This is a genomic window from Serratia sp. CY76391 (assembly GCF_052166695.1).
GTDB classification, from domain to species: Bacteria; Pseudomonadota; Gammaproteobacteria; order Enterobacterales; family Enterobacteriaceae; genus Serratia; species Serratia nematodiphila.
In genome coordinates, this window is sequence record NZ_JBJNOJ010000008.1 from 176,403 (window position 1) to 201,290 (window position 24,888).

22 protein-coding genes are annotated in these 24,888 nt (G+C 60.4%); 11 read left to right on the top strand and 11 right to left on the bottom strand.

All coding sequences use genetic code 11. The features are described from left to right. Nucleotides 1-287: 287 nt before the first annotated feature. Entirely contained in the window at nt 288-1,451 is a 1,164-nt protein-coding gene (locus ACJ8PN_RS16100; protein WP_442535068.1) for a M20 aminoacylase family protein, read from the top strand. Nucleotides 1,452-1,481: 30 nt separating this feature from the next. After that, complete coding sequence (locus ACJ8PN_RS16105; protein ID WP_442535069.1) at nt 1,482-2,792, top strand: MFS transporter; 1,311 nt, start codon at nt 1,482-1,484, stop codon at nt 2,790-2,792. 74 nt (nt 2,793-2,866) lie between these two features. Here the strand turns inward: ACJ8PN_RS16105 and ACJ8PN_RS16110 are convergent, their stop codons facing one another. Together ACJ8PN_RS16110 and gloA are read right to left on the bottom strand one after the other, a co-directional pair. Then, nucleotides 2,867-4,801, bottom strand: a complete 1,935-nt coding sequence (locus ACJ8PN_RS16110) for an exoribonuclease II (RefSeq protein WP_442535070.1) — start codon at nt 4,799-4,801, stop codon at nt 2,867-2,869. 186 nt (nt 4,802-4,987) lie between these two features. Then, on the bottom strand, nt 4,988-5,515 hold the full coding sequence (gene gloA, locus ACJ8PN_RS16115; RefSeq protein WP_004930603.1) for a lactoylglutathione lyase: 528 nt from the start codon (nt 5,513-5,515) through the stop codon (nt 4,988-4,990). 99 nt (nt 5,516-5,614) lie between these two features. On the opposite strand from gloA, the gene ACJ8PN_RS16120 reads away from it, so the two are divergent. Next, nucleotides 5,615-6,469 (top strand): LysR family transcriptional regulator, encoded by an 855-nt coding sequence (locus ACJ8PN_RS16120; RefSeq protein WP_171454122.1) that lies wholly within the window; start codon nt 5,615-5,617, stop codon nt 6,467-6,469. Between the two features lie 15 nt (nt 6,470-6,484). Here ACJ8PN_RS16120 and ACJ8PN_RS16125 read toward each other — a convergent pair whose 3' ends face one another. Then, the gene (locus tag ACJ8PN_RS16125) at nt 6,485-8,791 is read right to left on the bottom strand and encodes an FdhF/YdeP family oxidoreductase (RefSeq protein ID WP_442535071.1); all 2,307 of its coding nucleotides are present in this window, start codon (nt 8,789-8,791) and stop codon (nt 6,485-6,487) included. Nucleotides 8,792-9,073: 282 nt separating this feature from the next. On the opposite strand from ACJ8PN_RS16125, the gene dacD reads away from it, so the two are divergent. Both dacD and ACJ8PN_RS16135 read left to right on the top strand, forming a co-directional pair. After that, complete coding sequence (gene dacD, locus ACJ8PN_RS16130) at nt 9,074-10,243, top strand: serine-type D-Ala-D-Ala carboxypeptidase DacD (RefSeq protein WP_049188995.1); 1,170 nt, start codon at nt 9,074-9,076, stop codon at nt 10,241-10,243. Nucleotides 10,244-10,308: 65 nt separating this feature from the next. Continuing rightward, nucleotides 10,309-11,214, top strand: a complete 906-nt coding sequence (locus tag ACJ8PN_RS16135) for a LysR family transcriptional regulator (protein ID WP_004930593.1) — start codon at nt 10,309-10,311, stop codon at nt 11,212-11,214. Nucleotides 11,215-11,301: 87 nt separating this feature from the next. Here the strand turns inward: ACJ8PN_RS16135 and ACJ8PN_RS16140 are convergent, their stop codons facing one another. The 7 genes from ACJ8PN_RS16140 to sapA form a co-directional block, all read right to left on the bottom strand. Further along, on the bottom strand, nt 11,302-11,850 hold the full coding sequence (locus ACJ8PN_RS16140) for an inclusion body family protein (RefSeq protein ID WP_015378018.1): 549 nt from the start codon (nt 11,848-11,850) through the stop codon (nt 11,302-11,304). Nucleotides 11,851-12,312: 462 nt separating this feature from the next. After that, on the bottom strand, nt 12,313-13,515 hold the full coding sequence (locus ACJ8PN_RS16145) for a CMD domain-containing protein (protein ID WP_442535072.1): 1,203 nt from the start codon (nt 13,513-13,515) through the stop codon (nt 12,313-12,315). Nucleotides 13,516-13,931: 416 nt separating this feature from the next. After that, on the bottom strand, nt 13,932-14,744 hold the full coding sequence (gene sapF, locus ACJ8PN_RS16150) for a putrescine export ABC transporter ATP-binding protein SapF (RefSeq protein WP_004930589.1): 813 nt from the start codon (nt 14,742-14,744) through the stop codon (nt 13,932-13,934). A gap of 1 nt (nt 14,745) precedes the next feature. Beyond that, nucleotides 14,746-15,738 (bottom strand): putrescine export ABC transporter ATP-binding protein SapD, encoded by a 993-nt coding sequence (sapD, locus tag ACJ8PN_RS16155; RefSeq protein WP_004930587.1) that lies wholly within the window; start codon nt 15,736-15,738, stop codon nt 14,746-14,748. Then, a complete protein-coding gene (gene sapC, locus ACJ8PN_RS16160) occupies nt 15,738-16,628 on the bottom strand; it encodes a putrescine export ABC transporter permease SapC (RefSeq protein WP_004930580.1) in 891 nt (296 codons plus the stop codon). The genes sapD and sapC overlap by 1 nt, the downstream gene beginning before the upstream one ends. Then, nucleotides 16,615-17,580, bottom strand: coding sequence for a putrescine export ABC transporter permease SapB (sapB, locus tag ACJ8PN_RS16165; RefSeq protein WP_004930575.1), 966 nt, complete (start codon nt 17,578-17,580; stop codon nt 16,615-16,617). The genes sapC and sapB overlap by 14 nt, the downstream gene beginning before the upstream one ends. Next, nucleotides 17,577-19,226, bottom strand: coding sequence for an ABC transporter substrate-binding protein SapA (gene sapA, locus ACJ8PN_RS16170; protein ID WP_015378016.1), 1,650 nt, complete (start codon nt 19,224-19,226; stop codon nt 17,577-17,579). Before sapA ends, sapB begins: the two co-directional genes overlap by 4 nt. Before the next feature lie 204 nt (nt 19,227-19,430). Here sapA and folE2 point away from each other — a divergent pair, with 204 nt between their 5' ends. Genes folE2 through zigA form a run of 3 tightly spaced genes read left to right on the top strand, consistent with a single transcriptional unit; the run spans nt 19,431 to nt 22,105 of the window. Next, the gene (gene folE2 / locus ACJ8PN_RS16175) at nt 19,431-20,357 is read left to right on the top strand and encodes a GTP cyclohydrolase FolE2 (protein WP_306377483.1); all 927 of its coding nucleotides are present in this window, start codon (nt 19,431-19,433) and stop codon (nt 20,355-20,357) included. Beyond that, a complete protein-coding gene (locus ACJ8PN_RS16180) occupies nt 20,347-20,907 on the top strand; it encodes a carbonate dehydratase (RefSeq protein WP_048323719.1) in 561 nt (186 codons plus the stop codon). Before folE2 ends, ACJ8PN_RS16180 begins: the two co-directional genes overlap by 11 nt. A gap of 10 nt (nt 20,908-20,917) precedes the next feature. Continuing rightward, complete coding sequence (gene zigA / locus ACJ8PN_RS16185) at nt 20,918-22,105, top strand: zinc metallochaperone GTPase ZigA (RefSeq protein ID WP_004930567.1); 1,188 nt, start codon at nt 20,918-20,920, stop codon at nt 22,103-22,105. A 192-nt stretch (nt 22,106-22,297) separates the two neighbouring features. Here the strand turns inward: zigA and pspF are convergent, their stop codons facing one another. Beyond that, complete coding sequence (pspF, locus tag ACJ8PN_RS16190) at nt 22,298-23,305, bottom strand: phage shock protein operon transcriptional activator (RefSeq protein ID WP_442535073.1); 1,008 nt, start codon at nt 23,303-23,305, stop codon at nt 22,298-22,300. 184 nt (nt 23,306-23,489) lie between these two features. Between pspF and pspA the strand changes: the two genes are divergently transcribed. The 3 genes from pspA (at nt 23,490) to pspC (ending at nt 24,805) form a co-directional block, all read left to right on the top strand. Next, nucleotides 23,490-24,155 carry a phage shock protein PspA gene (pspA, locus tag ACJ8PN_RS16195; RefSeq protein WP_004930555.1) on the top strand — a complete coding sequence of 222 codons (666 nt, stop codon included), beginning with the start codon at nt 23,490-23,492 and terminating at the stop codon, nt 24,153-24,155. 63 nt (nt 24,156-24,218) lie between these two features. After that, on the top strand, nt 24,219-24,446 hold the full coding sequence (pspB, locus tag ACJ8PN_RS16200; RefSeq protein WP_004930553.1) for an envelope stress response membrane protein PspB: 228 nt from the start codon (nt 24,219-24,221) through the stop codon (nt 24,444-24,446). Continuing rightward, the gene (gene pspC, locus ACJ8PN_RS16205) at nt 24,446-24,805 is read left to right on the top strand and encodes an envelope stress response membrane protein PspC (RefSeq protein ID WP_015378011.1); all 360 of its coding nucleotides are present in this window, start codon (nt 24,446-24,448) and stop codon (nt 24,803-24,805) included. Before pspB ends, pspC begins: the two co-directional genes overlap by 1 nt. Nucleotides 24,806-24,888: the final 83 nt, after the last annotated feature.

The window sequence follows — 24,888 nt, forward strand, 5'->3', positions numbered from 1 at the left end:
TGAGAAATGTGAAGCAGGTGGGGTTTTAGTGTAAAAACAAGGCGATGAAACGCCGTTGGCGCAGGCTGCCGCCCACGCATTTCCGAACAGATTTTCATTCTGCACTTTTACTGCGCATGCAGCGAATCATCGCCGTTTTTTATCTGGGCGCGGCGTTTGTCGGCTTATTATTTCACCTGTAGAGGTGTGCCGGAATAAAATAGCGCGCGTCGTGTTATACCTTTATTTTCATCCGCCTGTTTATTCATTCATTAAATAAATAATATGGAAAGGAAAGGGATTTAATTATGATAAATAAAGTTATTGCAGGGTATTTACCGCAGCTCACGGCGATTCGGCACGATATTCACCAGCACCCGGAGCTGGGATTTGAAGAGTTCCGCACCAGTGATTTGGTGGCGGACTATTTGAGTTCGTGGGGCTATGAGGTGCACCGCGGTTTGGCCGGCACTGGTGTGGTGGGGACGCTGCGGGTGGGCGACGGCGTTAAACGCCTTGGGCTGCGCGCCGATATGGACGCCTTGCCGCTCGAGGAAAACAACGGCAAACCCTGGAGCAGCAGCGTAGCCAACCGCATGCATGGCTGCGGCCACGACGGGCATACCACCATGTTGCTTGGCGCCGCACGCTATCTGGCGCAAACGCGCAATTTCAACGGCACGTTGCATGTGATTTTCCAGCCGGCGGAAGAGATGCTGGACGGCGGTGCGCGCATGGTGGAACAGGGGCTGTTCGAACGCTTCCCCTGTGACGCCATTTTCGCCATGCACAATATGCCTGGGTTACCCGCCGGCGAGTTCTTTTTCCAGCACGGTCCCTTTATGGCCTCTTCGGATCAGATTGTGGTCACGATACAGGGGCGTGGCGGCCACGGCGCCATGCCGCATTTGACGGTCGATCCGGTGCTGGTGGCGTCGCACATTGTCATTGCGCTGCAGAGCATCGTATCGCGCAATACCAATCCGCTTGAAGCGGCGGTGATCACTGTCGGCAGCATTAAAGCCGGTGAGGCGGCCAATGTGATCCCTGATAGTGCGGAAATGAAGCTCAGCGTACGATCGCTGGGGCGCGAATGGCGAACAACGCTGTTATCGCGCATTCCCGCGCTGATTCAGGCGCAGGCGCAAAGTTTCGGTGCCAGCGCGGTCGTGACTCATGTCAACGGCGCTCCGGTATTGATCAACGACGAAGCCATGACGCGTTTCGCCCACCGCGTGGCGCAGCAGCAATTCGGTACCGCCCGTGCGCACTATGGCGCTAAACCGCTGATGGGCAGCGAAGATTTCACCTTCATGCTCGAGGCGCAGCCGCGGGGCTGCTATCTGCTTATTGGCAATGGCGACGGTGAAGGAAGCTGTATGGTGCATAACCCGGGATATGACTTTAACGATGAATGCCTGGCGGCGGGCAGCCATTATTGGGGCGCGCTGGCGGAAGCGTATTTAAAATAAGTCAGAAAAATAATAACAGGGAAGATAATAATGAGTGAAAATACGGCGGTGACGCAATCAGAAATAAACGCGCCGTCGAAGACGGGCGGCAAGAAAGTGATATTTGCCGCCTCCTTCGGTAATGCGCTGGAATTTTTTGACTTCGGCATTTATAACTTCTTCGTCATTTATATTAGTGTGCTGTTCTTTCCGCCGTCGAGCGATCCTAATCTGGCGTTGCTGCTGGCGTTCGCCACGTTCGGCGTCAGTTTTATTATGCGGCCTTTGGGCGGTATTTTGATCGGCGCCTATGCCGATCGCCGCGGCCGCAAACCGGCGATGATCCTGACGATTTCACTGATGAGCCTGGGTACGGCGATGATCGGTTTTGCGCCGACCTACGCCAGCGCCGGCTATTGGGGAACCATCACGCTGGTGGTGGCGCGTTTGATCCAGGGCGTAGCGGCGGGCGGCGAGGTGGGCGCATCGATGTCGTTGCTGGTGGAGTCGGCGCCACCTAACCGGCGAGGCTTCTATTCCAGCTGGTCGCTGGCGACACAGGGCATCGCCACCGTGGTTGGCGGCGTCACCGCGCTGGCGCTCAGCGCAGCGTTGCCGGCGATCTCCGGCGAGCCGAACTCCATGGCCGAGTGGGGATGGCGCATTCCGTTCTTTATCGGCGTGGCGCTGGCACCGCTCGGTTGCTGGCTGCGCCTCGGGCTGGAAAGCGACCGGCCGCCGGTGTCGCGCACTCAGGAGCCGCCTGTGCAGCTGCGCCGGCACTCGCGGGCGGTGGTACTCGGCGTGATGTTGACCATCGGCGCCACGGTCGCCACTTACATCTCTATGTATTATCTCGGTACCTTTGCGGTGAAGTATCTGGGCATGGCGCAGACTTACGGCTATGCCGCGATGCTGCTGGCGGGGCTGGTGACCTTCGGCGGCAGCTTGCTGGTCGGACATTGGTGCGATCGCTATGGCCGTCTGCCGCTGATCCGCCGGGCGCGGATCGCCATTTTGCTGCTGGCGTTGCCGGTTTTCTGGCTGCTGACGGTGGCGCCGTATCCGGCGGTGTTGCTGAGCGTGGTTGCGCTGATGGTTGGGCTAACGACGTTGGGGTCTGTTCCTACGCTGTTGGTGATTTCCGAGCTGTTTCCGCAGCGGGTGCGCGCGCTGGGGTTTGCGTTGGTTTATAGCCTTGGCGTCGCAATCTTCGGCGGCTTTGCCCAATACATCGCTTCACAGTCGATCGCACTCAGCGGTTCGCTGCTGGCGCCCGCCGGCTATCTGATGTTGGCGACGCTGATCTCGCTGGCCGCGCTGCCGCTGTTGCGTGAAACCGGCGGCGATCCGCTGCGCTAGCAGACGCGGGGCGAAAAAAACGCCGGCGGTTCTCACCGCCGGCGTTTTGCGTTACGACCGTTTCAGGTTGGCGTTCAGGCCACAGGGCGGGCGATCACGCTGCGGGTTTCCATGCGCACTTCAGCGATGGTGACCTGCAAGGTGTCGCTCTGGCGGTAAACCACTTCACCTTTGATCTGCACGGTGCCGGTTTCCTGGCTGCACTGCATCTCGTCACGCACCGCGTGAATGAACGGTGCCGGGATGAAGGCAACCGCGCCGTTGTCCAGCAGGCGCACACGCAGGCCGCCGCGTGTCACGTCGATAATCTCGGCGTTGAAGCGGGTATCGGTACCGGCCTTGTCCTGCAGGAAGCGGGCGTACAGCCAGTCGCCGACGTCGCGTTCCGCCATGCGGTTCAGGCGGCGGCGCTCCGCCAACTGCACCGTCACGTCATCCTGCGGTTTTTCGGCCGATTGCTGGTTGATGATTGCCTTCAGCAGGCGATGGTTGACCATGTCGCCGTATTTACGGATCGGCGATGTCCAGGTGGCGTAAGCCTCCAGCCCCAGACCGAAGTGCGGCCCCGGCGTGGTGCTGATCTCCGCGAAGGTCTGGAAGCGGCGGATGCGGCTGTCAAGGAACTGAGTCGGCTGCGCATCCAGGTGGCGGCGCAGTTCGCAGAAGCCCTCAAGGGTCAGCAGTTTTTCGGCTTCGGCTTCCACGCCGTTAGCCTGCAATACGGTGACCGCTTGCTCAACCAACGCGGGATCGAAACCGGTGTGCACGTTGTACACGCCGAAGCCCAGGCGATCGCGCAGCACGATGGCGGCGCAGACGTTGGCGGCGATCATGCACTCTTCAACGATGCGGTTGGCGCTGCGGCGCTGCTCGGTGATGATCTCCAGCACGTCGCCTTTTTCACCCAGCACGAAGCGGTAGTCCGGGCGATCTTTGAATACCAGCGCATGCTGGTGGCGCCAGGCGTTGCGCGCGTCACAAACGCGTTTCAACAGGGTGATCTGTTGTGCGATGGCGTCGCTCGGCGGCTGCCAGCCGGCAATGCCTTCCAGCCAGTCGGAAACTTCGTCGTACACCAGTTTGGCTTTGGATTCGATCTCGGCGGCGAAGAACTGAATATCGTCGCCCAGCGCGCCGTCGGCGGCGATGGTCACGCGGCAGGCCAGCACCTGGCGGCGCTCGTTAGGGCGCAGCGAGCACAGGTTGTCCGACAGGTCGCGCGGCAGCATCGGGATATTGAAGCCTGGCAGGTAGTTGGTGAAGGCGCGCACGCGGGCGATATCGTCCAGCTTGCTGCCTTGCTCGACGTAGGCGGTCGGATCGGCGATGGCGATGGTCAACTGCAGCGAACCGTCACCGTTGTCGGTCACATACAGCGCATCGTCCATGTCTTCGGTGCTGGCGCTGTCGATGGTGACGAATTCAAGCGCGGTCAGGTCTTCACGCGTCAGCGCGGCGTCCGGCTCGCTGAGGGCCTGCATCTCCGGCGCTTCTTTTTCCAGATTGTGGCGTGCCAGCGTCACCCACCACGGGGCGAAATGGTCTTCACCGTTGGTGATAAACTGGGTCAGATCGGCGTTGAAGCCGCGATCGCCTTTCAGCGGATGGCGGCGCATTTCCGCCACCGCCCAGTCGCCTGCCTGGAAGTTGTGGGTCAATTCACGCACCGGGCGGCACGGAATCGCCTCTTTCAGCAACGGATGATCGGGCACGATGGACAGACGATCGTCGCGCTTTTGCACGCGGCCGACAAAGCGCGACAGGAACGGCTCGACCAGGGTTTCCGGCTCGGCGATTTCGCGCTCTTTCTCGGTGTGCAGGGTGGCGATAATGCGATCCCCGTGCATGACTTTCTTCATGTACGGCGGTGGAATGAAGTAACTTTTTTGACCGTCTACTTCAAGAAAGCCAAAGCCTTTCTCAGTCCCTTTCACGACGCCTTCAACGCGCGGGGTTTGAGAGTGAAGTTGCTGTTTAAGCTGCGCCAGCAGCGGGTTATCTTGAAACATATCGTCCAGTGAATGGGTTGTGAGTGGCAAGATTTGCGGCTGACAGTTTTACGCGAATCACCCGCTGCGAGCAAGCCTAACGTCACGGAACCCCGCGTTGCCGCGCGATTTTGCGCAAGAATGGTCAATCGAAGCGCTATCGACGAAAAACCCCGGCGCGAGGGCCGGGGTGAAGGAGGGGGGCAATCAGTCCTGCAGCGGCGTCGGCTGCAGGATTTCAATCCAGTAATCGTCCGGATCGCGAATGAACGCCACGTAGTTCATGCGGCCTTCGTGCAGGCGTTTCTGGAAGGTGACGCCCAGGCGCTCAAAACGCTCACAGGCGGCGCGTACGTCCGGCACCGTGACGCACAGGTGGCCAAAGCCGCGCGGCTCGCCGTTGCCGTTGTGGTAGTGGAAATCCGCCTGATTTTCGGTGCCGTGGTTATGGGTCAGTTCGAGAATGCCCGGTTGGCTCAGCGCCCAGCGTTTGCGTTCGTCGTCATCCTGCGGGATCTGCTCGCGCGGGCTGCGCGTCAGGTAGCAGATGGTGAAAGCGGCTTCTTCGAACGTTTCCAGATAGACCGGGGTAAAGCCCAGTACGCGGGTATAGAAATCCAGCGCCTTGGTCAGGTCCTTCACGCGGATCATGGTGTGGTTGAACACGTAACCGTCGGTTACCGCGTCCGGTTGGGCCGCCACGCCGGGCAGCGTCAGTAGGTCATTCAGTGGCATCAGAGGTCCTCCTCAGGGTGTCGGCAGACTGTAGATGAAATCGATGCTAATCTAAAGTGATTGTTTTTAACTAAAACACTAACTAAAAGTGAATAATTAATGAAGCTGAGTCAGCTGAAGTTTTTCTGCACCGTGGTGGAACACAAAACCATCGCCGCCGCCGCCCGCGAGCTGCACTGCGTGCCTTCCAACGTCACGCTGCGGCTGCGCGAGCTTGAGGAGTCGCTGGGCGGCGAGCTGTTTTTCCGCGACAAGAACCGGCTGTACGTCAATCCCAAAGGACGACTGTTCTATCAGCAGGCGCGCGACATCGTGGCGCAGGCCGAGCGCAGCAAGCAGCTGTTCGCCGGCGAGCACCAGCATGGGCTGTTAAACCTCGGCGCGCTGGATTTTTCGCTGGTCAGTCACTTGCCGGCGCGCATTGCCCGGCTGCGCCGTTTACAGCCTCATTTGCACATCAACGTGCTCAGCCGCGACTCGCTGGTGCTGGAACGCATGCTGATCGACAGCGATCTCGATCTGGCGATTACCGACGGCCCAATTGAACATCCGCTGCTGGCCAGCCAAAAGGCGTTTGACGAACGGCTGGTGCTGCTGATGCCGGCGGATGTCGGGCAGCCCGACGCCGCCACGCTGGCGCCGCTGGAGTTTTACACGTTCAGCCGCGAGTGCTCGTTCCGGTTGAAGGTCGATCACTGGCTGGCCTCGCGCGGGCTGAAACCGCGCATGACGCTGGAAATGGAATCTTATGCCGCGATGGCGGCCTGCGTGCAGGCCGGTTGTGGTGTCGCCTGCGTGCCGGGTTCGTTGCTGCCGCTGATCTTGCCGGCGCCGGGGCTGAAGGTGGTGGAAATGGGCGAGGAGGGCGTGAGCGATCTCTATTTCGTCTGGCGGCGGCATCAGCTGTCCGAGGAATTGCAGACTATCCTGGAAATATTGGCGCGCCCGGCGTGAACCGGGCGCGCGTTTTCAGGCGATGCGCAGCGACGGTTGCTGCTCGCTGCGGCGAATTGCCACCGGAATCGACTTCGAGGTCGGGGTGCCGGTACCGTCGCCGAAGCTCGCCAGCGGCACCAGCGGGTTGGTTTCCGGGTAGTAGGCCGCCAGATTGCCACGCGGGATGTCGTAACTCACCAGCTTGAATCCATCTACCTTACGCACCACGCCGTCGTTCCACAGGGTTTCTATCTCTACCCGTTCGCCATCCTGCAGGCCCAGCGCCGCCAGATCTTCCGGATGAATGAACAGCACTTCGCGCTGACCGTAAACGCCGCGGTAGCGGTCATCCAGACCATAGATGGTGGTGTTGTACTGATCGTGCGAGCGCAGCGTCTGCAGGGTAAACGGCGCTTGCTCGCCGCCCAGCTGCGGGAACAGGGTAGTCGGCAGCGCGGCGTCGCTGAATTCCGCCTTGCCGCTCGGCGTGGCGAAACGCAGTTCGGCGGCGGCATTGCCCAGGTAGAAACCGCCGGGCTGCTCGCAGCGCCGGTTGAAATCCTCAAAGCCGGGAATGGTGGCGGCGATGTGATCGCGGATCAGCGAGTAGTCGTCGGCCAATTCCAGCCAGTCCAGCTGTTGCGTGCCCAGCACGGCGTCGGCGATGCCGCAGACGATCGCCGTCTCCGAACGTTGAGTATCCGCCAGCGGTTTGCCGATGCCTTCCGAGGAGTGCACCATGCTGAACGAATCCTCGACCGTGATGTACTGTGAGCCGCTGGCCTGCATGTCCAGTTCGGTGCGGCCGAGTGTCGGCAGGATCAGCGCGTCTTTGCCGGTCACCAGGTGGCTGCGGTTAAGTTTGGTGCTGATGTGCACCGTCAAATCGCAGTTGCGCAGGGCGCGGGCGGTGCGCTCGGTGTCCGGCGCCGCGGCGGCCAGATTGCCGCCAAGCGCGATCAGCACTTTCACTTCGCCGCGCAGCATCGCTTCGATCGCTTCCACCGTGTTGTGGCCCACCGCGCGATTGGCGGTGAAGTTAAAGTGGCGTTCCAGGCTGTCGAGCAGCGCCTTCGGCGACTTCTCATCGATCCCCATGGTGCGGTTGCCCTGAACGTTGCTGTGGCCGCGCACCGGACACAGACCGGCGCCCGGTTTGCCCAGTTGCCCGAACAGCAGCTGCAGGTTGGTGATTTCACGCACCGTCGCAATAGAGTGCTTATGCTGAGTCACGCCCATCGCCCAGGTGCAGATCACCCGTTCAGCGCCCTGGTAGGTGGCCGCCGCCTGGCGCAATTGCGCTTCGCTCAGGCCCGACTGCGCGGTGATGGTCTGCCACTCGGTGGCGTCCACCTGCGCCAGATAAGCCTCTACGCCGACGCTGTGCCGTTCGATAAACGCCAGGTCAAACAAGGCTGGTTCACCGGCGGCGAGGCGCTGACGGTGGGTTTCCAGCAGGGCTTTCACCATGCCGCGCACCGCCGCCATATCGCCGCCCAGATTCGGCTGGTAATAGGAAGAGCTGATCGGCGAGGATTTTGGCGTCAGCATCTGCACCGGATCCTGCGGATCGGCGAATCTTTCCAGCCCACGTTCGCGCAGGGTGTTAAAGCTGACGATGCGCGCGCCGCGTCGGGCGGCGTTTTTCAGGCTGTGCAGCATGCGCGGGTGGTTGGTGCCGGGGTTTTGACCGAACACGAAGATGGCATCGGCCTTTTCGAAGTCATCGATGCGGATGGTGCCTTTGCCGACGCCGATGCTCTGTTTCAGCCCAACGCCGCTCGCCTCGTGGCACATATTGGAACAGTCGGGGAAGTTGCTGGTGCCGAGCATGCGGCCAAACAGCTGATAAAGGTACGACGCTTCGTTGCTGGCGCGGCCCGAGGTATACAGCTCGATCTGGTTCGGGTTGTCCATGCCGTTGATGTGTTTGGCGATCAGCGCCAGCGCGTCCGGCCAATGGATAGGCTCATAGTGGTCGGTTTCGGCGTTGTAGCGCATCGGATGGGTGAGGCGCCCCTGATACTCGAGGAAATAGTCGCTCTGCTGCTGCAGGATGCTGACGCTGTGGGCGGCGAAGAATTCGGGCTCGACCGCGCTGCGCGTCGCTTCCCAACTGACCGCTTTGGCGCCGTTTTCGCAAAAGCCGAAGGTGCTGTGATTATCGTCGCCCCAGGCGCAACCGGGGCAGTCGAAGCCGCGCGCCTTGTTGACGCGCATCAGGTTGCGCATGTTTTTTAGCGTTTGTTTACTGTCGAGGACAAAGCGGGTGGTGGCTTCAAGCGAACCCCAGCCGCCCGCCGGGCCGGTATAAGGCTTGATTGACGGTTTGAATTTCATGGTGACACTTCGCAGGTGGTTGTAGCTAAAAAGTAAACGCTTTTTTATGCGTTTTGCGTATTTATGTCACAAGTTTAGGGGCGCGGCAGGCAGGCGTCTAATCGAATGGGGCAATGGCGGCATAGAGCATATCTATCGCAGGCGGACGCTGACCTAAACAAATGGTTGCATAAAGACACCCGCTGCAAAAGAGTAATGGTTTCGCCTGAAAGTGAATTCATGCAGTCTATCTCGCGGATTATATTGGCATTTTATTTAGCCTGCGGGCCTGAGGAACACAGCGTGAAGCGTTCAGTATCAGTAGTGATCGGCGGTATGTTACTGCCTTTGGCGGCGCAGGCGGCGGAAACGGCGTCCCATTTTCCCGCCATGACTCCGCCGGCGATAGACGCCGCCTCTTACGTTTTGATGGATTACACCACTGGCCAGGTGTTGGCCGCCGGCAATGCCGACGAGCGGCGCAATCCGGCCAGCCTGACCAAACTGATGACCGGGTTGGTGATCGACCATGCGCTCGACCAGCATAAGATTGGCCTCGACGATGTCGTCACCGTGGGGAAAGACGCCTGGGCGCAGGGCAACCCGGTGTTCAAAGGATCCTCGCTGATGTTTCTGAAACCCGGTGACAGGGTCACGGTTCGCGATCTCAGCCGCGGCATCATCATTGATTCCGGCAACGACGCCTGCGTGGCGATGGCGGACTATGTGGCGGGCAGCCAGGCCAACTTCGTTAAGCTGATGAACGAGAAGAGCGCCCAGCTGGGATTGCAGAACACCCATTTTGAGACGGTGCACGGGCTGGATGCGCCAGGGCAGTTCACCACCGCCGGCGATCTGGCGGTGATCGCGCGCGCCATCATCATGAGCGAGCCGGCGGAATACCACATGTACAGCGAGAAATCGCTGACCTGGAACGGCATCACGCAGCAGAACCGCAACGGCCTGCTGTGGGATAAGACTCTGCACGTCGACGGCCTGAAAACCGGGCACACCGCCTCGGCCGGCTTCAACATCATCGCCTCCGCCACCGAAGGAGATCGCCGCCTGATCGCCGTGGTGATGGGCGGCAAAAGTTCCAAAGGCCGCGAGGAACAGGCGCGTAAGCTGTTGACGTGGGGGCTGCGCGACTTTACCACCGTACACCTGTTCAGCGCCGGCCAGAGCCTGGGGGAAGAACCGGTCTGGTACGGCGAAAGCCACCGCTTGCCGGTCGGCAGTGCGCAGGACCAGTCGCTCAGCCTGCCGAAAAGCGAGGCGGACAAACTGAAGGCGCAGTACGTGATCAATGCCGCGCGGCTGGAAGCGCCGGTCAACAAAGGCCAAACCGTTGGCGAGATCCGCATCAGCGATAATGGCCAGGTGGTGAAAACCCTGCCGCTGGTGGCGCTGCAGGCGGTGCCGCAGGGCGGCGTGTTCTCGCGCCTGATGGATTACATGAAGCTGAAGCTCTGACTCACCGGGCGAGCGACGACGCCCGGTGGTATACTGAGCGCGAATGCCGATCATTGAGCCGCGCTATGGATATTAAACAACTGATTTATTTGTGTAATTTAGAACGGGAACGCCACTTCGGTCGGGCGGCGGAGGCCAGCTTCGTCAGCCAGCCGACACTGTCCATGCGATTGAAAAACCTGGAAAAAGAGCTGGGCGTTTCGCTGATTAACCGCGGCAACCATTTCGGTGGTTTTACCGCCGAAGGCGAGCGGGTGCTGGCGTGGGCGCGTGAGATCGTCTCGGTTTACCAAGGGCTGAAGCTGGAGGTGGAGTCGCTCAAGCACGGTTTGCACGGCACGTTACGCCTTGGCGTGGTGCCGCAGTGCAGCATCTCGGTGGCGGAAATGCTCAAGGCGGTCAGCGAGCGTTATCCGCATCTTGATTACCGGCTGGCGGTGCTGAGCGCCGATCAACTGCTGGAGGCGTTGACGGCGCATACCGTCGACATCGGCATCGGTTTTTTCGAGCTGTCGACCTTGAAAGAACTGCATTTCCAATCACAACCGCTGGTGGAAACCGGCGTCGAGCTGGTATTTCATCCGCAACACTTCCCTAAGCTGGTGGGCGACACGCCGTTGCCGCTGGAGGCGGTGGCCGCCTTGCCGCTGTGCCTGGCCGAGCCGACGCGGTATTTTCGCCGCTATCTCGATCAGCATTTCCGCGACGCCGGGTTGACGCTGCACCCGCGGCTGGAAACCGCTTCGATCTTCCAACTGCTGGAAGGGATTTTCGTCGGCCTGGGTTGCGGGTTGTTCCCGCGCGGCCAGCTGCAATCGCCGCTGATGCCGGAACTGCAGCGGCGGCCGGTGGCCATCGCCGCCATGCCGCGCCATGCGGCGGTGGTGGTTGATATGGCGGAGCGCGCCACGCCGTTGGCGCAGAAGTTTTTCGATGCCGCCAGCGAGTGGTTGCGGCGGCAAAAGGAATAGAGACGTTTATGTTTATCCGATGTTCCCCCATGATTATGGCCCCACGGGGCCATAATCATGTTTTCTCTAACGGCCGATGAAATCATGTTAATTACTGATGGTAATGGTCGGATCCCAATAGAAATAACCCAGTAATTTCTGATCGCCGCCGTTTGGCCGATAATAAAGGCCAAATTGGATGCAATAGTTTTCCGTGCCGGTATTGGTAATGTCCGCCTGTATAAACCAATAGGTTTGGTTGGTGAAGCTGACGGGGAATACGGTATTTTGCGCCGGCATCATCGAGCTGCGGGTATACATTTTGAAGGTCGGGTTGGAGAAAACCTGGGTGCCGCTGCCGAACTGCGGCAGCCCGTAGATCAGCACGCTGGCGTCGAAATTGGCGGATTCCGAGGTGCCGGTCCAGCGAATGACATCGCCGACATTGGCCTTAAAGTTCAGGTCCGCCGTGCCGGAGCCGCCGATCACCTGTTCGGAGGTGACGACCATATAGGCGTATTGATGGCCAATGCCCGTCGGGTTGCCGGCGTCCTGGCTGGGATTGTTATTCTCGAATGCTTCTATCAGGGCATCGGTATCGATGACGACAATGACGTTAACGATACTGTTGCTGGATTTAAGTTCTTGTTCAGACATAGGGTTACCTCACAATATTTTTTTTGCTGTGATAGAAAATTAAAATAATGGGAATAACGGCGAGCGTTTATCTTTGTTGAATATTTAAAAGGGGTCATCACAACGCCGCTATCGGCTTAATCATAGAAATGAAATAGCAAGACGACCACTGCTGAAAGGTTAGGGGTGTTAATGAGTCCATCTATTAATTAGCAGGGTTAAAACCTTGTTTTACTGCTTATGCGATGAGAACGGTTACAGAATTGAGCGATGGCGCAATCTGCCTATTGCTTTGTTTGCAGACATAATTTTGACGAACCCTGTTTTTCGCCGATGCTAGAACAAAACGAATCATAATCCTGATAAATGAAGTGTGTTTGGATTTTTGCTTTATCAATTTATATTTTGGTGAAGTTTTTCGCCGAAACAGAGAAGGGTGAGTTAACGGCGAAGGACGCTAGCCGTCAACTCAGTGATGACAGATCACGGCGCCGGTTGTGCCGGTTGTGCCGGTTGTGCCGGTTCCGCATCGCCCAGCGTTTGGCGCAGGCGATTTTCCCAGGCGTAGAGGGCGGCGGTGAGGATCACTTCCAGCGCCTGCGCCTGATTCAGGCCGCTGTTGAACAACGGCTGCACGCTCTGCGGGGTGAACTTCTCCGGTGCGCGAGTCAGCTCGGCGGCGGTGCGCATCACCGCGAGTTTTACCGAATCTTCGGTATACGCCAGCCCCTGAGGCAGCCCGGCGAACAACGCCTGAACCAATCCCTCATCCTGCAATTCTTGCGCGACGGTGGCCGCGCAGTAACGGCTGCCGTTGATGCGCGAGACCGCCAGCGTCGCCAGCGCCTTCAGGCGGCTCGATAACCCATATCCTTCGGCATTGATGCCGTTGAACACCCCGTTACGCTCGCGCAATGCGGCGGCATCGTGCGCCAACAGCAGATAATAAGATTCGGCGCGCGCCTGCGGGTGGCTCTGATCCAGCACGTCAAGCTGTTCGGCGGCGGCGGTTTCCGCGTCGATCGGCGGCAGGCGGGCAGACCAACTCAGTTCGTCGGCGCTGAAAGCGACGCCATCGGCGTCTTCGACGTTAGGAAAGCCGGGCACCACCACCGCCGGCCGGCCGGCCAACGCCGCGACGCCGGCGACCACGCGCGCCTGATAGCTGACAAAACCGATCACCTGCGAAAAGGTGACAATATCCGCCGGGCTCAGCCCGACGTCGGCGAGCTGTTGCAGCGCCTTGCGGCAAATCAGCGTGGGCTGGCTGGCAAGCTGGCGGGCGTATTGGGTGATCTGGGCGAGGCGGATATTGCTTTCCCGGGAGGCGTCCGGGCTGTGCAGCGGGGCGAGGCGAGCGGCGTAGTGGCTACAAAGCGATTGCACGCCCGTCACCTGAGCGACGGTCAACGCGGTGCTGAGGCGATCGTAGGGTGACAATGTCACGTATCGTGACAGCGGCACCTGGTCGGGAAACAGCGCGTGGTAACCGGCCAACGAGGCGCTGAATACGCCGGCGCGAGCGCTGAGCGCATTGTTTAAGGCTTCATCGGCGAAGGCGCCCAGCCCCAGCAGAAAGCGATCGCGAAGGGTGGCCGCCTGCGGTTCCAGCGGCGCATCGCCCCGCACGCTGCTTTGGGTTTCGTGATACCACTGGGCATTATGTTGTCGACGGAGTCGTTCCATAGGGTCAATCCTTAATCATGATCAACAGCCGCCGCTGCGCGCGGCAGCGTCGGCTGGACAAAGAGGCAACATGCCCGCAGGCGGGGCGAAAGGCGGTTTTAGCGCAGCTCATCACAGCAGAGGGCGTGGCCGTAAACAGAAAAACCGGCTGCCAGCGTGAGTAGAAACTGCGTAAGGCGGCGATGGCGAATGCTGTTCATCAGTGCGATATCCTGTCGTATGAGAAGTGCAACGTAGGGGATATCCTCACCGATCGCCCTGGCGAGATAAAATAATGTTACGGACTAATCAATAACTGAAAGGAATAAAATATAAGGATATATAACAATAATGTAATTTGCATGTGCGCTTTCTCGCTAAGCGGCAGGCGCGCAAGGTGATAAAAAACCCGCCGCAGCGGGTTTGGAGGTGAAGACTCAGAAGCGGCCGCCGTCGCGCCGCCAGGCATCGGCGGTCAGCGCCTCGCCGAAGTGGCTGGCGATAAGGCGCTTGGTCAATTCGTGCAGCGGCGCCGCCAACACCTCCGCGGTGCTGCCGCGTTCGACGATTTCCCCTTCGTGCATCACCAGCACCTGGTCGCTGATATGCTTCATCATGCCGAGGTGCTGGGTGACGTAGATATAGGAAATACCGTGTTTTTCCTGCAGCTCCAGCATCAGGTTGATGATTTGCGAGCGCATCGACATGTCCAGCGAGGCCAGCGCCTCATCGGCGACGATCACCTTCGGTTGCAGGATCAGCGCACGGGCCAGCGCGACGCGCTGTTTTTGCCCGGAGGCCAGCATGTGCGGATAGTAGTAGGCGTGATCCGGCAGCATGCCGACCTGGCGCAGCGTCTGGTTGATGCGCTGCTCGCGCTCGGCAGGCTCAAGATCGGTGTTCAGCCGCAGCGGCGCGTCCAGCAGCTGGCCGATGCGCTGGCGCGGGTTGAGCGAGGTGCTCGGATCCTGAAAAATCATGCGAATGCGCTGGCTACGGTAGCGATAGTCGCCGAATTCCAGCGGATGATCGTCGATCAACAGTTCGCCGGCGGTCGGCTCCACCATGCCGGAGAGCATCTTCGCCAGCGTGGATTTGCCGGAGCCGTTCTCGCCGATCACCGCCAGCGTCTGGCCTTCGCGCAGGGTAAAACTGACCGATTTCACCGCCTCGACGTGCTGGCGGCGGAACAGCCCGGTGCGATAGCGGTAGGTTTTGCTCAGGTTGCGCACTTCCAACAGCGTTTCCATGTTATTGCTCCTCCATGTTCAGCGGGAAGTGGCAGGCGAAGAAGTGGTTTTTGACCGGGCGCAGGCGCGGCGTTTCGATGCACTTCTTCTGTGCGTAAGGGCAGCGCGGCCCCAGGCGGCAGCCGATCGGCAGGTGTTCCAGCGAAGGAATGGCGCCCGGCAGCGTATTCAACCGGCTTTTGTGCGGCAACGAGCGGCCGAAGTCCGGCATGGCGCGGATCAGCGCCTGGGTGTAAGGGTGGTGCGGTGCCGCCAGCAGTTCTTCGCACTGGGCGCTTTCCACCGTTTGCCCGCAGTACAAGACGTTCACCCGATCGGCCCACTTGCTCATCATCTGCAGGTCGTGACTGATCAGCAGAATGGTGGTGTTGTTGTTCTGGTTGAGACGCGCCAACAGGCGAAAAATCTGCGCCTGCGTGGTCGGTTCCATGGCGTTGGTCGGCTCATCGGCGATCAGCAAGCGCGGTTGGTTGGCCAGCGCGATGGCGATCATCACTTTCTGGCACTCGCCTTCCGTCAGCTCGTAGGGGAAGCTGCCCATGATGTCGTCATGATCCTTGATACCGACACGGTGCAGCAATTCGATGGCGCGGCGTTTGCGCCAGTTGAAGCGCTGCCACCAGTGGCCCTTGTAGGTCCAGCCCGGGATGGCCTGCGCCAGCTGGCGGCCGATGCTTTCGGAAGGGTCGAGACAGGACTGCGGCTCCTGGAAGATCATCGAGACGTTGTGGCCCACCAGCCTGCGCCGCTCGCGCGGGCTCAGCTGCAGCAGATCGATGTCGTCGAAACGAAAGCGATCGGCGGTAACGCGCCAGTTGTCTTTGGTCACGCCGCAGATGGCTTTGGCGATCAGACTCTTGCCGGAGCCCGATTCGCCCACCAGGCCGCGCACTTCGCCCTCGGTCAGCGTCATGCTGACGCGATCGACCGCCTTGACCGGCCCTTCGGCAGTCATAAATTCAATCGTCAAATTGCGGATATCGAGTAACGGCATTATTCCACCCCGGCATTGATTGCGCGGCGCATACCGTCGCCTAACAGGTTAACCAGCAGCACGCTGACGAGGATGGCCGCGCCGGGCAGCATCACCGTCCAGGGCGCGACGTACACCAGCTCGAGCGAATCGCCGAGCATCGCTCCCCATTCAGGAGAAGGCAACTGCGCGCCGAGATCGAGGAAGCCGAGCGCGGCGATATCCAAAATGGCCATCGACAGCGCGCGGGTGAATTCTGTCACCAGCACTGCCGCGATGTTCGGCATGACCGCATACCACAGGATCTGCAGCGTGGAAGCGCCGTCAAGCCGCGCCGCCACCACGTACTCTTTCTCCAGCTCATCGTGCACCGCGCTGTAGATGGTGCGCACCATGCGCGGCAGCAGAGCCAGCCACACCGCCAGCATGGCGTGTTCAAGTTTGGGGCCGATAAACGCCACCACCACGATCGCCAGCAGCAGCGACGGAATCGACAGCAGGGTATCGAGGATATGGTTGAGCACCGCCGAGCGCAGCCCGTGGGTGACGCCGGCGAACACGCCGAGGATCACCCCGCAGAACGCCGCGGCCAGCGTCACCGCCAGCGCGGAACCGAAGGTGGCGGCGGTGCCGGTCAACAGGCGGCTGAGGATGTCGCGCCCGAGATCGTCGGTGCCGAGGAAGAACGACACGTTGCCGTATCGCGACCAGGACGGTGGCAGCAGTTGATAGCCGAGGAACTGCTGATCCAGCGCGTAGGGCGCCAGCAGGCTGCCGAACAGCGACAGCAGCAGCAGGGCGATCACGCCGTAAAAACCGATCATCGCCAGCGCGTCGCCGTAGAAAATCCGCCAGGTGTAGCGCAGCGGGCTCGGCATCTTTTTCTCGCGGTATACGTTATCGAAGGGCATACCATTCCTTATGTTTCAGCGGGTTGGTTGCCGCACCCAGAATGTCGGCCAGGACGTTAATGGTGATCACCAGCGTGCCGACCACCATCACGCCGGCGGAGATCGCCGCATAGTCCTGCTGGCGAATGGCGTTGATCAGCCACCGGCCGAGGCCCGGCCAGCTGAAGACCACTTCGGTGATCATCGCCAGCGTAAGCATGGTGGAGAACTGCAGCCCCAGTTTGGGCACGATCGGCGGCAGCGCGTTGTGCAACACGTGGCGGCGGATGATGGTGAAGCGCGACAGGCCGCGGGTGGCGGCGGCCTTGATGTAGTTTTGGCTCAGCACGTCATCGGTACTGATGCGCATCAGCCGCACCACTTCGGTGGTGGGCGCCACCGCCAGCGCGGCGATCGGCAGGATCATGTGGCGCAGCGCGCTGCCAATCATCTCGGCGCGATACGGCGAGTCCGACAGCCAGGCGTCGATCAGCGCAAAACCGGTGATGGGCTTCACCTGATACAGCAGGTCGAAACGGCCAGATACCGGTAGCCAGCCCAGATGCAACGAGAAGAACAGCATCAGCAGCAGCGCCAGCCAGAACACCGGCATCGAGAAGCCCAGCAGCGCGAAGGTGCTGATGGCGGTGTCCTGCCACTTGCCGCGCAGCACGCCGGCGATGATGCCCAGCGGAATGCCGATAAACAGCGCCAGAGCGAAGGCCAGCAGGCACAGTTCCATGGTGGCCGGGAACACTTCGCGCAGCTGTTCGCTGATCGCCTGGCCGTTGATGCTGGAGACGCCGAAGTCCCAGTGCAGCAGGCTGACGAAGTAGAACTGATAGGCGTCCAGCAGGGCGGCGCCGTTCAGCGGCGCGCGCGGCGTGAAATAGCTCAGGCTGAAGCTGACCAGCGTCAGGAAGAACAGCGTGATCAGCAGCAGCAGAATGCGGCGCAGGGTAAAGATAATCACTTTTTCACCTCCGGCGCGGATTCACGGTACACCCCGGCGAACGAGGCGTTGCCGAACGGGCTCAGCACCAATCCCTTGATGTCGTAACGATAGGCCTGCAGGCGCAGGGAAGACGCCAGCGGCAGCACCGGCAATTGCTGCTCGAGGATTTTCTGCGCCTTGCGGTAGTTGTCGATGCGCTGAGACAGCTGCTGCGACAGCAGCGCGTTCTGCAGCACTTCGTCGAAGCCCGGGTCACACCAGTGAGCATAGTTGGTTTGCGAACGGATTGCCGCGCAGCTCAGCAGTGGCCGGAAGAAGCTGTCCGGATCGTTGCTGTCGGTGGCCCAGCCGGTCAGGGTCAGATCGTGGTTCATCTCCATCAGGCGCGCTTCCTGGAAGCGGCCCTCCACCGGCACGATGGTGACGTTGATGCCCACCTGGCCGAGATCGGCCTGGATCAGTTCGGCGGTTTTCAGCGGGCTCGGGTTGTAAGACTGAGAGGCGGTCGGCACCCACAGCTTCAGGTTCAGCTGGCTGACGCCGGCCTGCCGCAGCATCTCGCGCGATTTGGCCGGATCGTACTCGGTGACGTGCGCATCGTTGTCATAGGCCCAGGAGGCGCGCGGCAAGATCGAGGCGGCGGTTTCCGCCGTGCCGTAATAGATCGACTGCATCAACCGCTGATTGTTGATCGCCAGCGAGATCGCCTGGCGCACATTGAGGTTGTCGAGCGGCGGTTTGCGGGTGTTGAACGCCAGATAGGCGATATTCATCCCCGGACGCAGCGTCAGGCGCAGGCGCGGATCGTCGCGCAGAATCGACAGCTGGCTGGCCGCCGGATAGGCCAGTACGTCGCACTCGCCGGTCAGCAGCTTGGAGAGGCGGCCGGTGCCGCCGGCGCCCAGATCGATCACCACCTGCGGCATGCGCGGCAGGCCTTTCCAGTAGGCGGCGTTGCGCGCCAGGCGAATATATTGCCCCGAGCGGTATTCGTTGAGCAGGAACGGGCCGCTGCCGACCGGCTCGCGATCGATCAGCTCCTGATGGCCTTCGCGCGTCAGCGTGTCCGCGTATTCGGCGGACAACACCGGCGCGTAGTGGGTGGCCAGGTGCCACAGGAACGAGGCGTCCGGCGACTGCAGGCGAATCTCCACCGTGTAGTCGTCGAGCTTTCTCACGCTCTGCACCGAATCACCGAACTGCAGGCTGTCGAAATAGGGATATTCGCCGCCGTTCACGTCGTGATACGGGTGTTTCTGATCGAATACGCGGGCAAAGCTGAACACCACGTCGTCGGCGTTCATCTTGCGGGTGGGCGTGAACCAGGCGGTGGTCTGGAACGGCACGTCCTTGCGCAAATGGAAGCGGTAGGTGGCGCCGTTATCCAGCACTTCCCAGCTTTGCGCCAGCTCGGGGATCAGGCGATAGGTGTAGGGATCGACGTCCAGCAGGCGATCGTACAGCTGGGCGGCCAGGGTATCCACCGTCAGGCCGCTGCTGGCCATTTGCGGGTTGAAGGTATTCAGTATGCCGCTGACGCAATAAACAAATCCGCTCTGGCGAATGTCCGGCAGCGGCGCCGCGGTGGGCGCGGGCGGTGTTGTCGCGGCCAGGGCAGAGCCCGTCAGGCACAACGACAGTATCCAAAAGGGTAAACCACGCATAGAGGCTCATGGGTTAATCAGCAATAGCGTTAGTGTATCGCACTCTGACCAGCAGCCCAATCCATTGAACAAAATCGCTGAGTTTTCTGCGACTTGATTAATCAGCCCGTTCAGCGGCAAGAAAAAAGTTTTTAATGTTATGTTATAATATAACAAAATCATGTTACCGTTCCCCGGCAAAGTCACAATAACGCAAGGGGATGTATGAACGAAGTTGCACTTCCACCACGCCGTTCGCTGCCGGACGCTCAGGCATGGCGCGGCGAAATGAGTGATGTCGGGCTCGATTGGGTCGGGATGCAAGGGATCGCGCTGCCGCTGGAGCTGGCCGGCAAGCCATTGATGGCGAAGGTCGACGCCGGTATCAACCTGCGCGCCGAAGCGGCGGGGGAACGCGGCATTCACATGTCGCGGCTGTATCTGGCGCTGGACGAGTTGACGCAGGGAGAGCTGACGCCACAGCGCATCGGTCGGACGTTGCAGGCCTTTTTGGCTTCGCAGCCGGAACACAGCGATCGCGCCAGCCTGACGCTCAGCGGCGAGCTGTTGCTGTCACGCCCGGCGCTGCTGTCGCCGCAGCGCGGCTGGAAAGCTTATCCGCTGCGCATCGAGGCCACCCTGACGGACACGCTGACGCTGGCGCTGACCGTCGGCGTGCCTTATTCCTCCACCTGCCCGAGTTCGGCGGCGCTCAGCCGCCAGCTGGCGCAGCAACAGTTCCAGTTTGATTTTGAACAGGAGGCGGAGCGGGTCAACCAACGGCAGGTGAGCGAGTGGCTGTTGGAGCAGGGAATGCCGGCCACGCCCCACAGCCAGCGCAGCTGGGCCTGGATCACCGTGACGCCCGAGAATGAACGGGCGTTTGAACCGGTGAAACTGATCGACCGTATCGAACATGCGCTGGGCACGCCAGTACAAACGCTGGTGAAACGCCGCGACGAGCAGGCCTTCGCGCTGGCCAACGGTCAGAACCTGATGTTTTGCGAGGACGCGGCGCGCCGTCTGTACCGCATGCTGCGCAGCCAGTGCGACTACCGCGCTTTCTCGCTGCGCGTTGAACATCAGGAGAGCCTGCATGCCCACAATGCGGTGGCGGAGCTGAGCTGGCGGGGAGAACACCATGCTGCGTAAAAATCCCAGTGGCCATCTGCCGCAGGTCTCGCCGCTGGCCTACATCGATCCCACCGCCATTCTATGCGGCCGGGTGATCGTCGAAGATTTCGTTTACGTCGGCCCGTATGCGGTGATCCGCGCCGACGAGTTGAACGCCGCCGGCGACATGGAGCCGATCGTCATCGGCTCACACTCCAATATTCAGGATGGCGTGGTGATCCACTCCAAGAGCGGGGCGGCGGTCACCATCGGCCGTTACAGCTCGATCGCCCACCGCGCCATCGTGCACGGCCCGTGCCGCATCGGCGATCGGGTGTTTATCGGGTTCAACAGCGTGCTGTTCAACTGCCACGTTCAGTCCGGCTGCGTGGTGCGCTACAACGCGGTGGTGGACGGCGTGACGCTGCCGGAAAACCGCTATATCCCCTCGACCGAACGCGTGGGGCCGGACAGCGATCTGTCGCGCTATCGCCAGGTCGATCGCGGCGCGCTGCAGTTTTCGGAAGAAGTGGCCGCCACCAACGTCGAACTGGTGCGCGGTTATCAGGCATTACGTAATGAATTTTAATGAGGTTTCCATGAAACAACTTCCCGTGACCGTGCTTTCCGGCTTTCTCGGCGCCGGCAAGACCACGGTGCTGAACCATATCCTGAACAACCGGCAGGGCATGCGTGTGGCGGTGATTGTCAACGACATGAGCGAAGTGAACATTGACGCCGCGCTGGTGGAGAATGAAGTGCATCTCGATCGCCAGGAAGAGAAGCTGGTGGAGATGAGCAACGGGTGCATCTGCTGCACGCTGCGCGAGGACCTGCTGGTGTCGGTGCGCGAACTGGCGCAGGAGGGGCGTTTCGATTACCTGTTGATCGAATCGAGCGGCATCTCGGAGCCGCTGCCGGTGGCGGAAACCTTTACCTTTGAGGATGAAACGGGCGAAAGCCTGTCCCAATTCGCCCGGCTGGATACGCTGGTGACGGTGGTCGACGGGGTGAATTTCATCCAGCAATACCAGCAGGCGCAAAGCCTGCAGGAGGCCGGCCAAAGCCTGGGTGAGGACGATCTGCGCAGCGTGGCGGACCTGTTGATTGAGCAAATTGAATTTTGCGACGTGATCCTGGTCAGCAAGACCGATCTGTTGACGCCAACGCAGCAGGGCGAAGTGATGGCGCTGCTGGCCAGCCTGAATCCCGACGCCCGCATTGTGCCGATCGCGCCGGGCAAACTGCCGCTGGAGGCGGTGCTGAATACCGGCAGCTTCAGCTTTGAAAAGGCGCAGCAGGCGCCCGGCTGGCTGAAAGAGCTGCGCGGCGAACACGTGCCGGAAACGGAAAGCTACGGCATCAGCAGCTTTGTCTATCAGGCGCGGCGGCCGTTTGCGCCGGACAAGTTCTACCGCGTGATCAACGGCGATTGGGGCGGCGGCAAGCTGCTGCGCTCGAAAGGCTTCTTCTGGCTGGCGACGCGGCCGCGGCAGGCCGGGCAGTGGAGCCAGGCCGGCGGCATCGCCCATTACGGCCTGGCGGGCACCTTTTGGCGCGCGATCCCGCAAGATAATTGGCCGCAGGATCCGCAAACGCGGGCGCATATTCAGGAGAAATGGGTGGAGCCGTTCGGCGACATGCGCCAGGAGTTGGTGTTTATCGGCCAGCACTTGCAACAGGCGGCGATCGTGCGTCTGCTGGACGACTGCCTGCTGAACGACGACGAAATGGCCGCCGGCGTGGACTATTGGCTGGAGATGGCAGACCCGTTCCCTGAGTGGTAATTGCGCAATCTTCGTGTGGTAATGAGAAAAATTCTCAACAAAGTGCTTTACAGACGATACTGATAACTATTATCATCGCCTGGCAGTTCACGGAAGGCCACAGTTTGCGGCTCTGATGTGGAAGGCACGACATTGCTCACATTGCTTCCAGTGTTTTTTAAGCCAGCTCGGGTGCTGGCTTTTTTTTGCCCGCTATTCCTCGTCCGTTTCGCCGTTTTGCAGCAGCGCATGCTTTTTCAGCATACCGCGCAGCTGGTGGTAAGTGAGCCCCAGCAGCTGCGCCGCCTTGCGCTGGTTGAATCGCCCTTGCTGCAGCGCGGCTTCGATCAGCGCCTTCTCTTGCTCCAACTGCCAGTTTTTCAGCTCGAGCGGTAGCGCCGGCAACGCGCCGGCGCCTTCAGGGGCGGGCGCAAGCGGCGTGGCCTCGCGTGGTGCAAACGGGTTGATGACGATCTCATCCAGCGGGTTGTCGCTGTCGCCGTGACGATAGACCGAACGTTCCACCACGTTTTTCAGTTCGCGCACGTTGCCCGGCCAGCCGTAGTTGAGCAACGTCTGCCTGGCGCGTTCGGTAAAGCCGGGAAACAGCGGCAGTGCCAACTCACGGCACATTTGAATGGCGAAGTGCTCGGCCAGCAGCATGATATCGGGCCGGCGTTGGCGCAGCGGCGGCAGCTGCACCACGTCGAACGCCAGCCGATCCAGCAGATCGGCGCGAAACTTGCCCGCCGCCGCCAACGCCGGCAGATCGTCGTTGGTGGCGCACACCAACCGCACATCCACCCGCAGCGGCTGACTGCCGCCCACGCGTTCCAACTGGCCGTATTCGATCACCCGCAGCAATTTCTCCTGCACCAGCATCGGCGCGGTCGCCAGCTCATCGAGGAACAGTGTGCCGCCGTCGGCGCGCTCGAAGCGGCCCAGATGACGTTTCTGCGCACCGGTAAAGGCGCCGGCCTCGTGGCCGAACAGCTCGGAGTCCAGCAGGTTTTCATTCAGCGCCGCACAGTTGAGCGAGATGAACGGCCCTTGCCAACGGTTGGAGAGGTAGTGCAGGCGGTGGGCGATCAGTTCCTTGCCGGTGCCGCGCTCGCCGATCACCAGCACCGGTTTGTTCAGCTTTGCCACCTGGGAGACTTGCTCCAATACGTCGACAAAGGCGTTTGCTTCGCCCAACAAATTTTCTGGCTGTTCGTTCATGATGAAATTCGCCAATGTTTGGTGAAAATAATCACTCTACAGCAAGCGCGCAGAGAGTCAAAAATAAAGAGTTGTTGTTTTTCAATAATATAAAAGTTGGCACGGGTTTTGATTATCTCTTTGGGCAAGCTGTACGACTTAACGCGGCGCTTCAGACGCCATCAGAACCAAGAGGAAGTGAATTATGGGTATTTTTTCTCGTTTTGCCGACATCGTGAACGCCAACATCAACACCCTGCTGGACAAGGCGGAAGATCCGCAGAAGCTGGTGCGGTTGATGATCCAAGAGATGGAAGACACGCTGGTTGAAGTCCGTTCTACGTCGGCGCGCGCGCTGGCGGAGAAAAAGCAGTTGCTGCGTCGCATCGAGCAGGGCGAAAGCCAGGTAAGCGACTGGCAGGAAAAAGCCGAGCTGGCGCTGCGCAAAGATAAAGAAGACTTGGCCCGCGCGGCGCTGATCGAAAAACAAAAGGTTGCCGACCTGATCGCCACGCTGACGCAGGAGGTGGCGACCGTAGAAGAAACGCTGGCGCGCATGAAGAGCGAAATCGGCGAGCTGGAAAACAAGCTGACCGAAACCCGCGCGCGGCAGCAGGCGCTGGCGCTGCGCCATCAGGCCGCGTCTTCTTCCCGTGAAGTGCGTCGCCAGCTCGACAGCGGTAAGCTGGACGAGGCGATGGCGCGTTTCGAACAGTTCGAACGCCGCATCGACCACATGGAAGCCGAAGCGGAAAGCATCAGCATCGGTAAAAAGAAGTCGCTGGACCAGGAGTTTGCCGAGCTGAAAGCCGACGACGCCATCAGTGAGCAGCTGGCGGCGCTGAAAGCCAAGATGAACCGCTCAGAGTAAGGCGAACCGCGGCCACACACCGGAGGTGGCCGCCAATCCAGGACCCGATAAGAAGGAATAACAATGAGTGCTTTATTACTTGCCATTCCGCTGACAATTTTCGTGCTGTTTGTCGCGCCGATTTGGCTTTGGCTGCATTACAGCAATCGGCAACAGACCGGCATCCAGCTGAGTCAGCAAGAAATGCAGCGCCTGGCGCAGCTGGCGGAAGACGCCAAACGCATGCGTGAACGCATTCAGGCGCTGGAAGAGATCCTTGATGCGGAACACCCGAACTGGAGACAGTCCTGATGAGTAATACGCTGGGCAGTAAAAAGCTTTATCGCGTACCCGAAGAAGGCATGGTGAAAGGCGTCTGCGCCGGTTTGGCCCACTATTTCGACGTGCCGGTGCGCCTGATCCGCGTGATGGTGGTGCTGTCGCTGTTCTTTGGGCTGTTCTTCTTCACGCTGGTGGCCTATATCGCGCTGGTGTTCGTGTTGGACGAGGCGCCGGCCAGCCGCTTCGAAGGCGAGCATCAGAAGACGCCGCGCCAGCTGCTCGATCAACTGGAATATGAGCTGGGCAGCGGCGAGCAGCAGCTGCGTCAGGTCGAGCGTTACGTGACGTCCGACACCTTCGGCGTACAGAGCCGTTTCCGCAAGCTGTAACCCTTCTTGCGATACCCGGCCTGTGCAGGCCGGGTATCTTCGCCGCCGTTATCCCGTGAATAACCTTAATCGTCTTGTGCCGG

Excerpts from the sequence above, each read along its gene's own strand:
- sapD (WP_004930587.1), bottom strand. The coding sequence starts at position 15,738 with ATGCCGTTACTCGATATCCGCAATTTGACGATTGAATTTATGACTGCC.
- sapC (WP_004930580.1), bottom strand. The coding sequence starts at position 16,628 with ATGCCCTTCGATAACGTATACCGCGAGAAAAAGATGCCGAGCCCGCTG.
- pspC (WP_015378011.1), top strand. The coding sequence starts at position 24,446 with ATGAGTAATACGCTGGGCAGTAAAAAGCTTTATCGCGTACCCGAAGAA.
- ACJ8PN_RS16105 (WP_442535069.1), top strand. The coding sequence starts at position 1,482 with ATGAGTGAAAATACGGCGGTGACGCAATCAGAAATAAACGCGCCGTCG.
- pspF (WP_442535073.1), bottom strand. The coding sequence starts at position 23,305 with ATGAACGAACAGCCAGAAAATTTGTTGGGCGAAGCAAACGCCTTTGTC.
- ACJ8PN_RS16100 (WP_442535068.1), top strand. The coding sequence starts at position 288 with ATGATAAATAAAGTTATTGCAGGGTATTTACCGCAGCTCACGGCGATT.
- ACJ8PN_RS16180 (WP_048323719.1), top strand. The coding sequence starts at position 20,347 with ATGCTGCGTAAAAATCCCAGTGGCCATCTGCCGCAGGTCTCGCCGCTG.
- zigA (WP_004930567.1), top strand. The coding sequence starts at position 20,918 with ATGAAACAACTTCCCGTGACCGTGCTTTCCGGCTTTCTCGGCGCCGGC.
- ACJ8PN_RS16140 (WP_015378018.1), bottom strand. The coding sequence starts at position 11,850 with ATGTCTGAACAAGAACTTAAATCCAGCAACAGTATCGTTAACGTCATT.
- ACJ8PN_RS16110 (WP_442535070.1), bottom strand. The coding sequence starts at position 4,801 with ATGTTTCAAGATAACCCGCTGCTGGCGCAGCTTAAACAGCAACTTCAC.
- sapA (WP_015378016.1), bottom strand. The coding sequence starts at position 19,226 with ATGCGTGGTTTACCCTTTTGGATACTGTCGTTGTGCCTGACGGGCTCT.
- pspB (WP_004930553.1), top strand. The coding sequence starts at position 24,219 with ATGAGTGCTTTATTACTTGCCATTCCGCTGACAATTTTCGTGCTGTTT.
- gloA (WP_004930603.1), bottom strand. The coding sequence starts at position 5,515 with ATGCCACTGAATGACCTACTGACGCTGCCCGGCGTGGCGGCCCAACCG.
- ACJ8PN_RS16145 (WP_442535072.1), bottom strand. The coding sequence starts at position 13,515 with ATGGAACGACTCCGTCGACAACATAATGCCCAGTGGTATCACGAAACC.
- ACJ8PN_RS16120 (WP_171454122.1), top strand. The coding sequence starts at position 5,615 with ATGAAGCTGAGTCAGCTGAAGTTTTTCTGCACCGTGGTGGAACACAAA.
- pspA (WP_004930555.1), top strand. The coding sequence starts at position 23,490 with ATGGGTATTTTTTCTCGTTTTGCCGACATCGTGAACGCCAACATCAAC.
- ACJ8PN_RS16125 (WP_442535071.1), bottom strand. The coding sequence starts at position 8,791 with ATGAAATTCAAACCGTCAATCAAGCCTTATACCGGCCCGGCGGGCGGC.
- folE2 (WP_306377483.1), top strand. The coding sequence starts at position 19,431 with ATGAACGAAGTTGCACTTCCACCACGCCGTTCGCTGCCGGACGCTCAG.
- sapF (WP_004930589.1), bottom strand. The coding sequence starts at position 14,744 with ATGGAAACGCTGTTGGAAGTGCGCAACCTGAGCAAAACCTACCGCTAT.
- ACJ8PN_RS16135 (WP_004930593.1), top strand. The coding sequence starts at position 10,309 with ATGGATATTAAACAACTGATTTATTTGTGTAATTTAGAACGGGAACGC.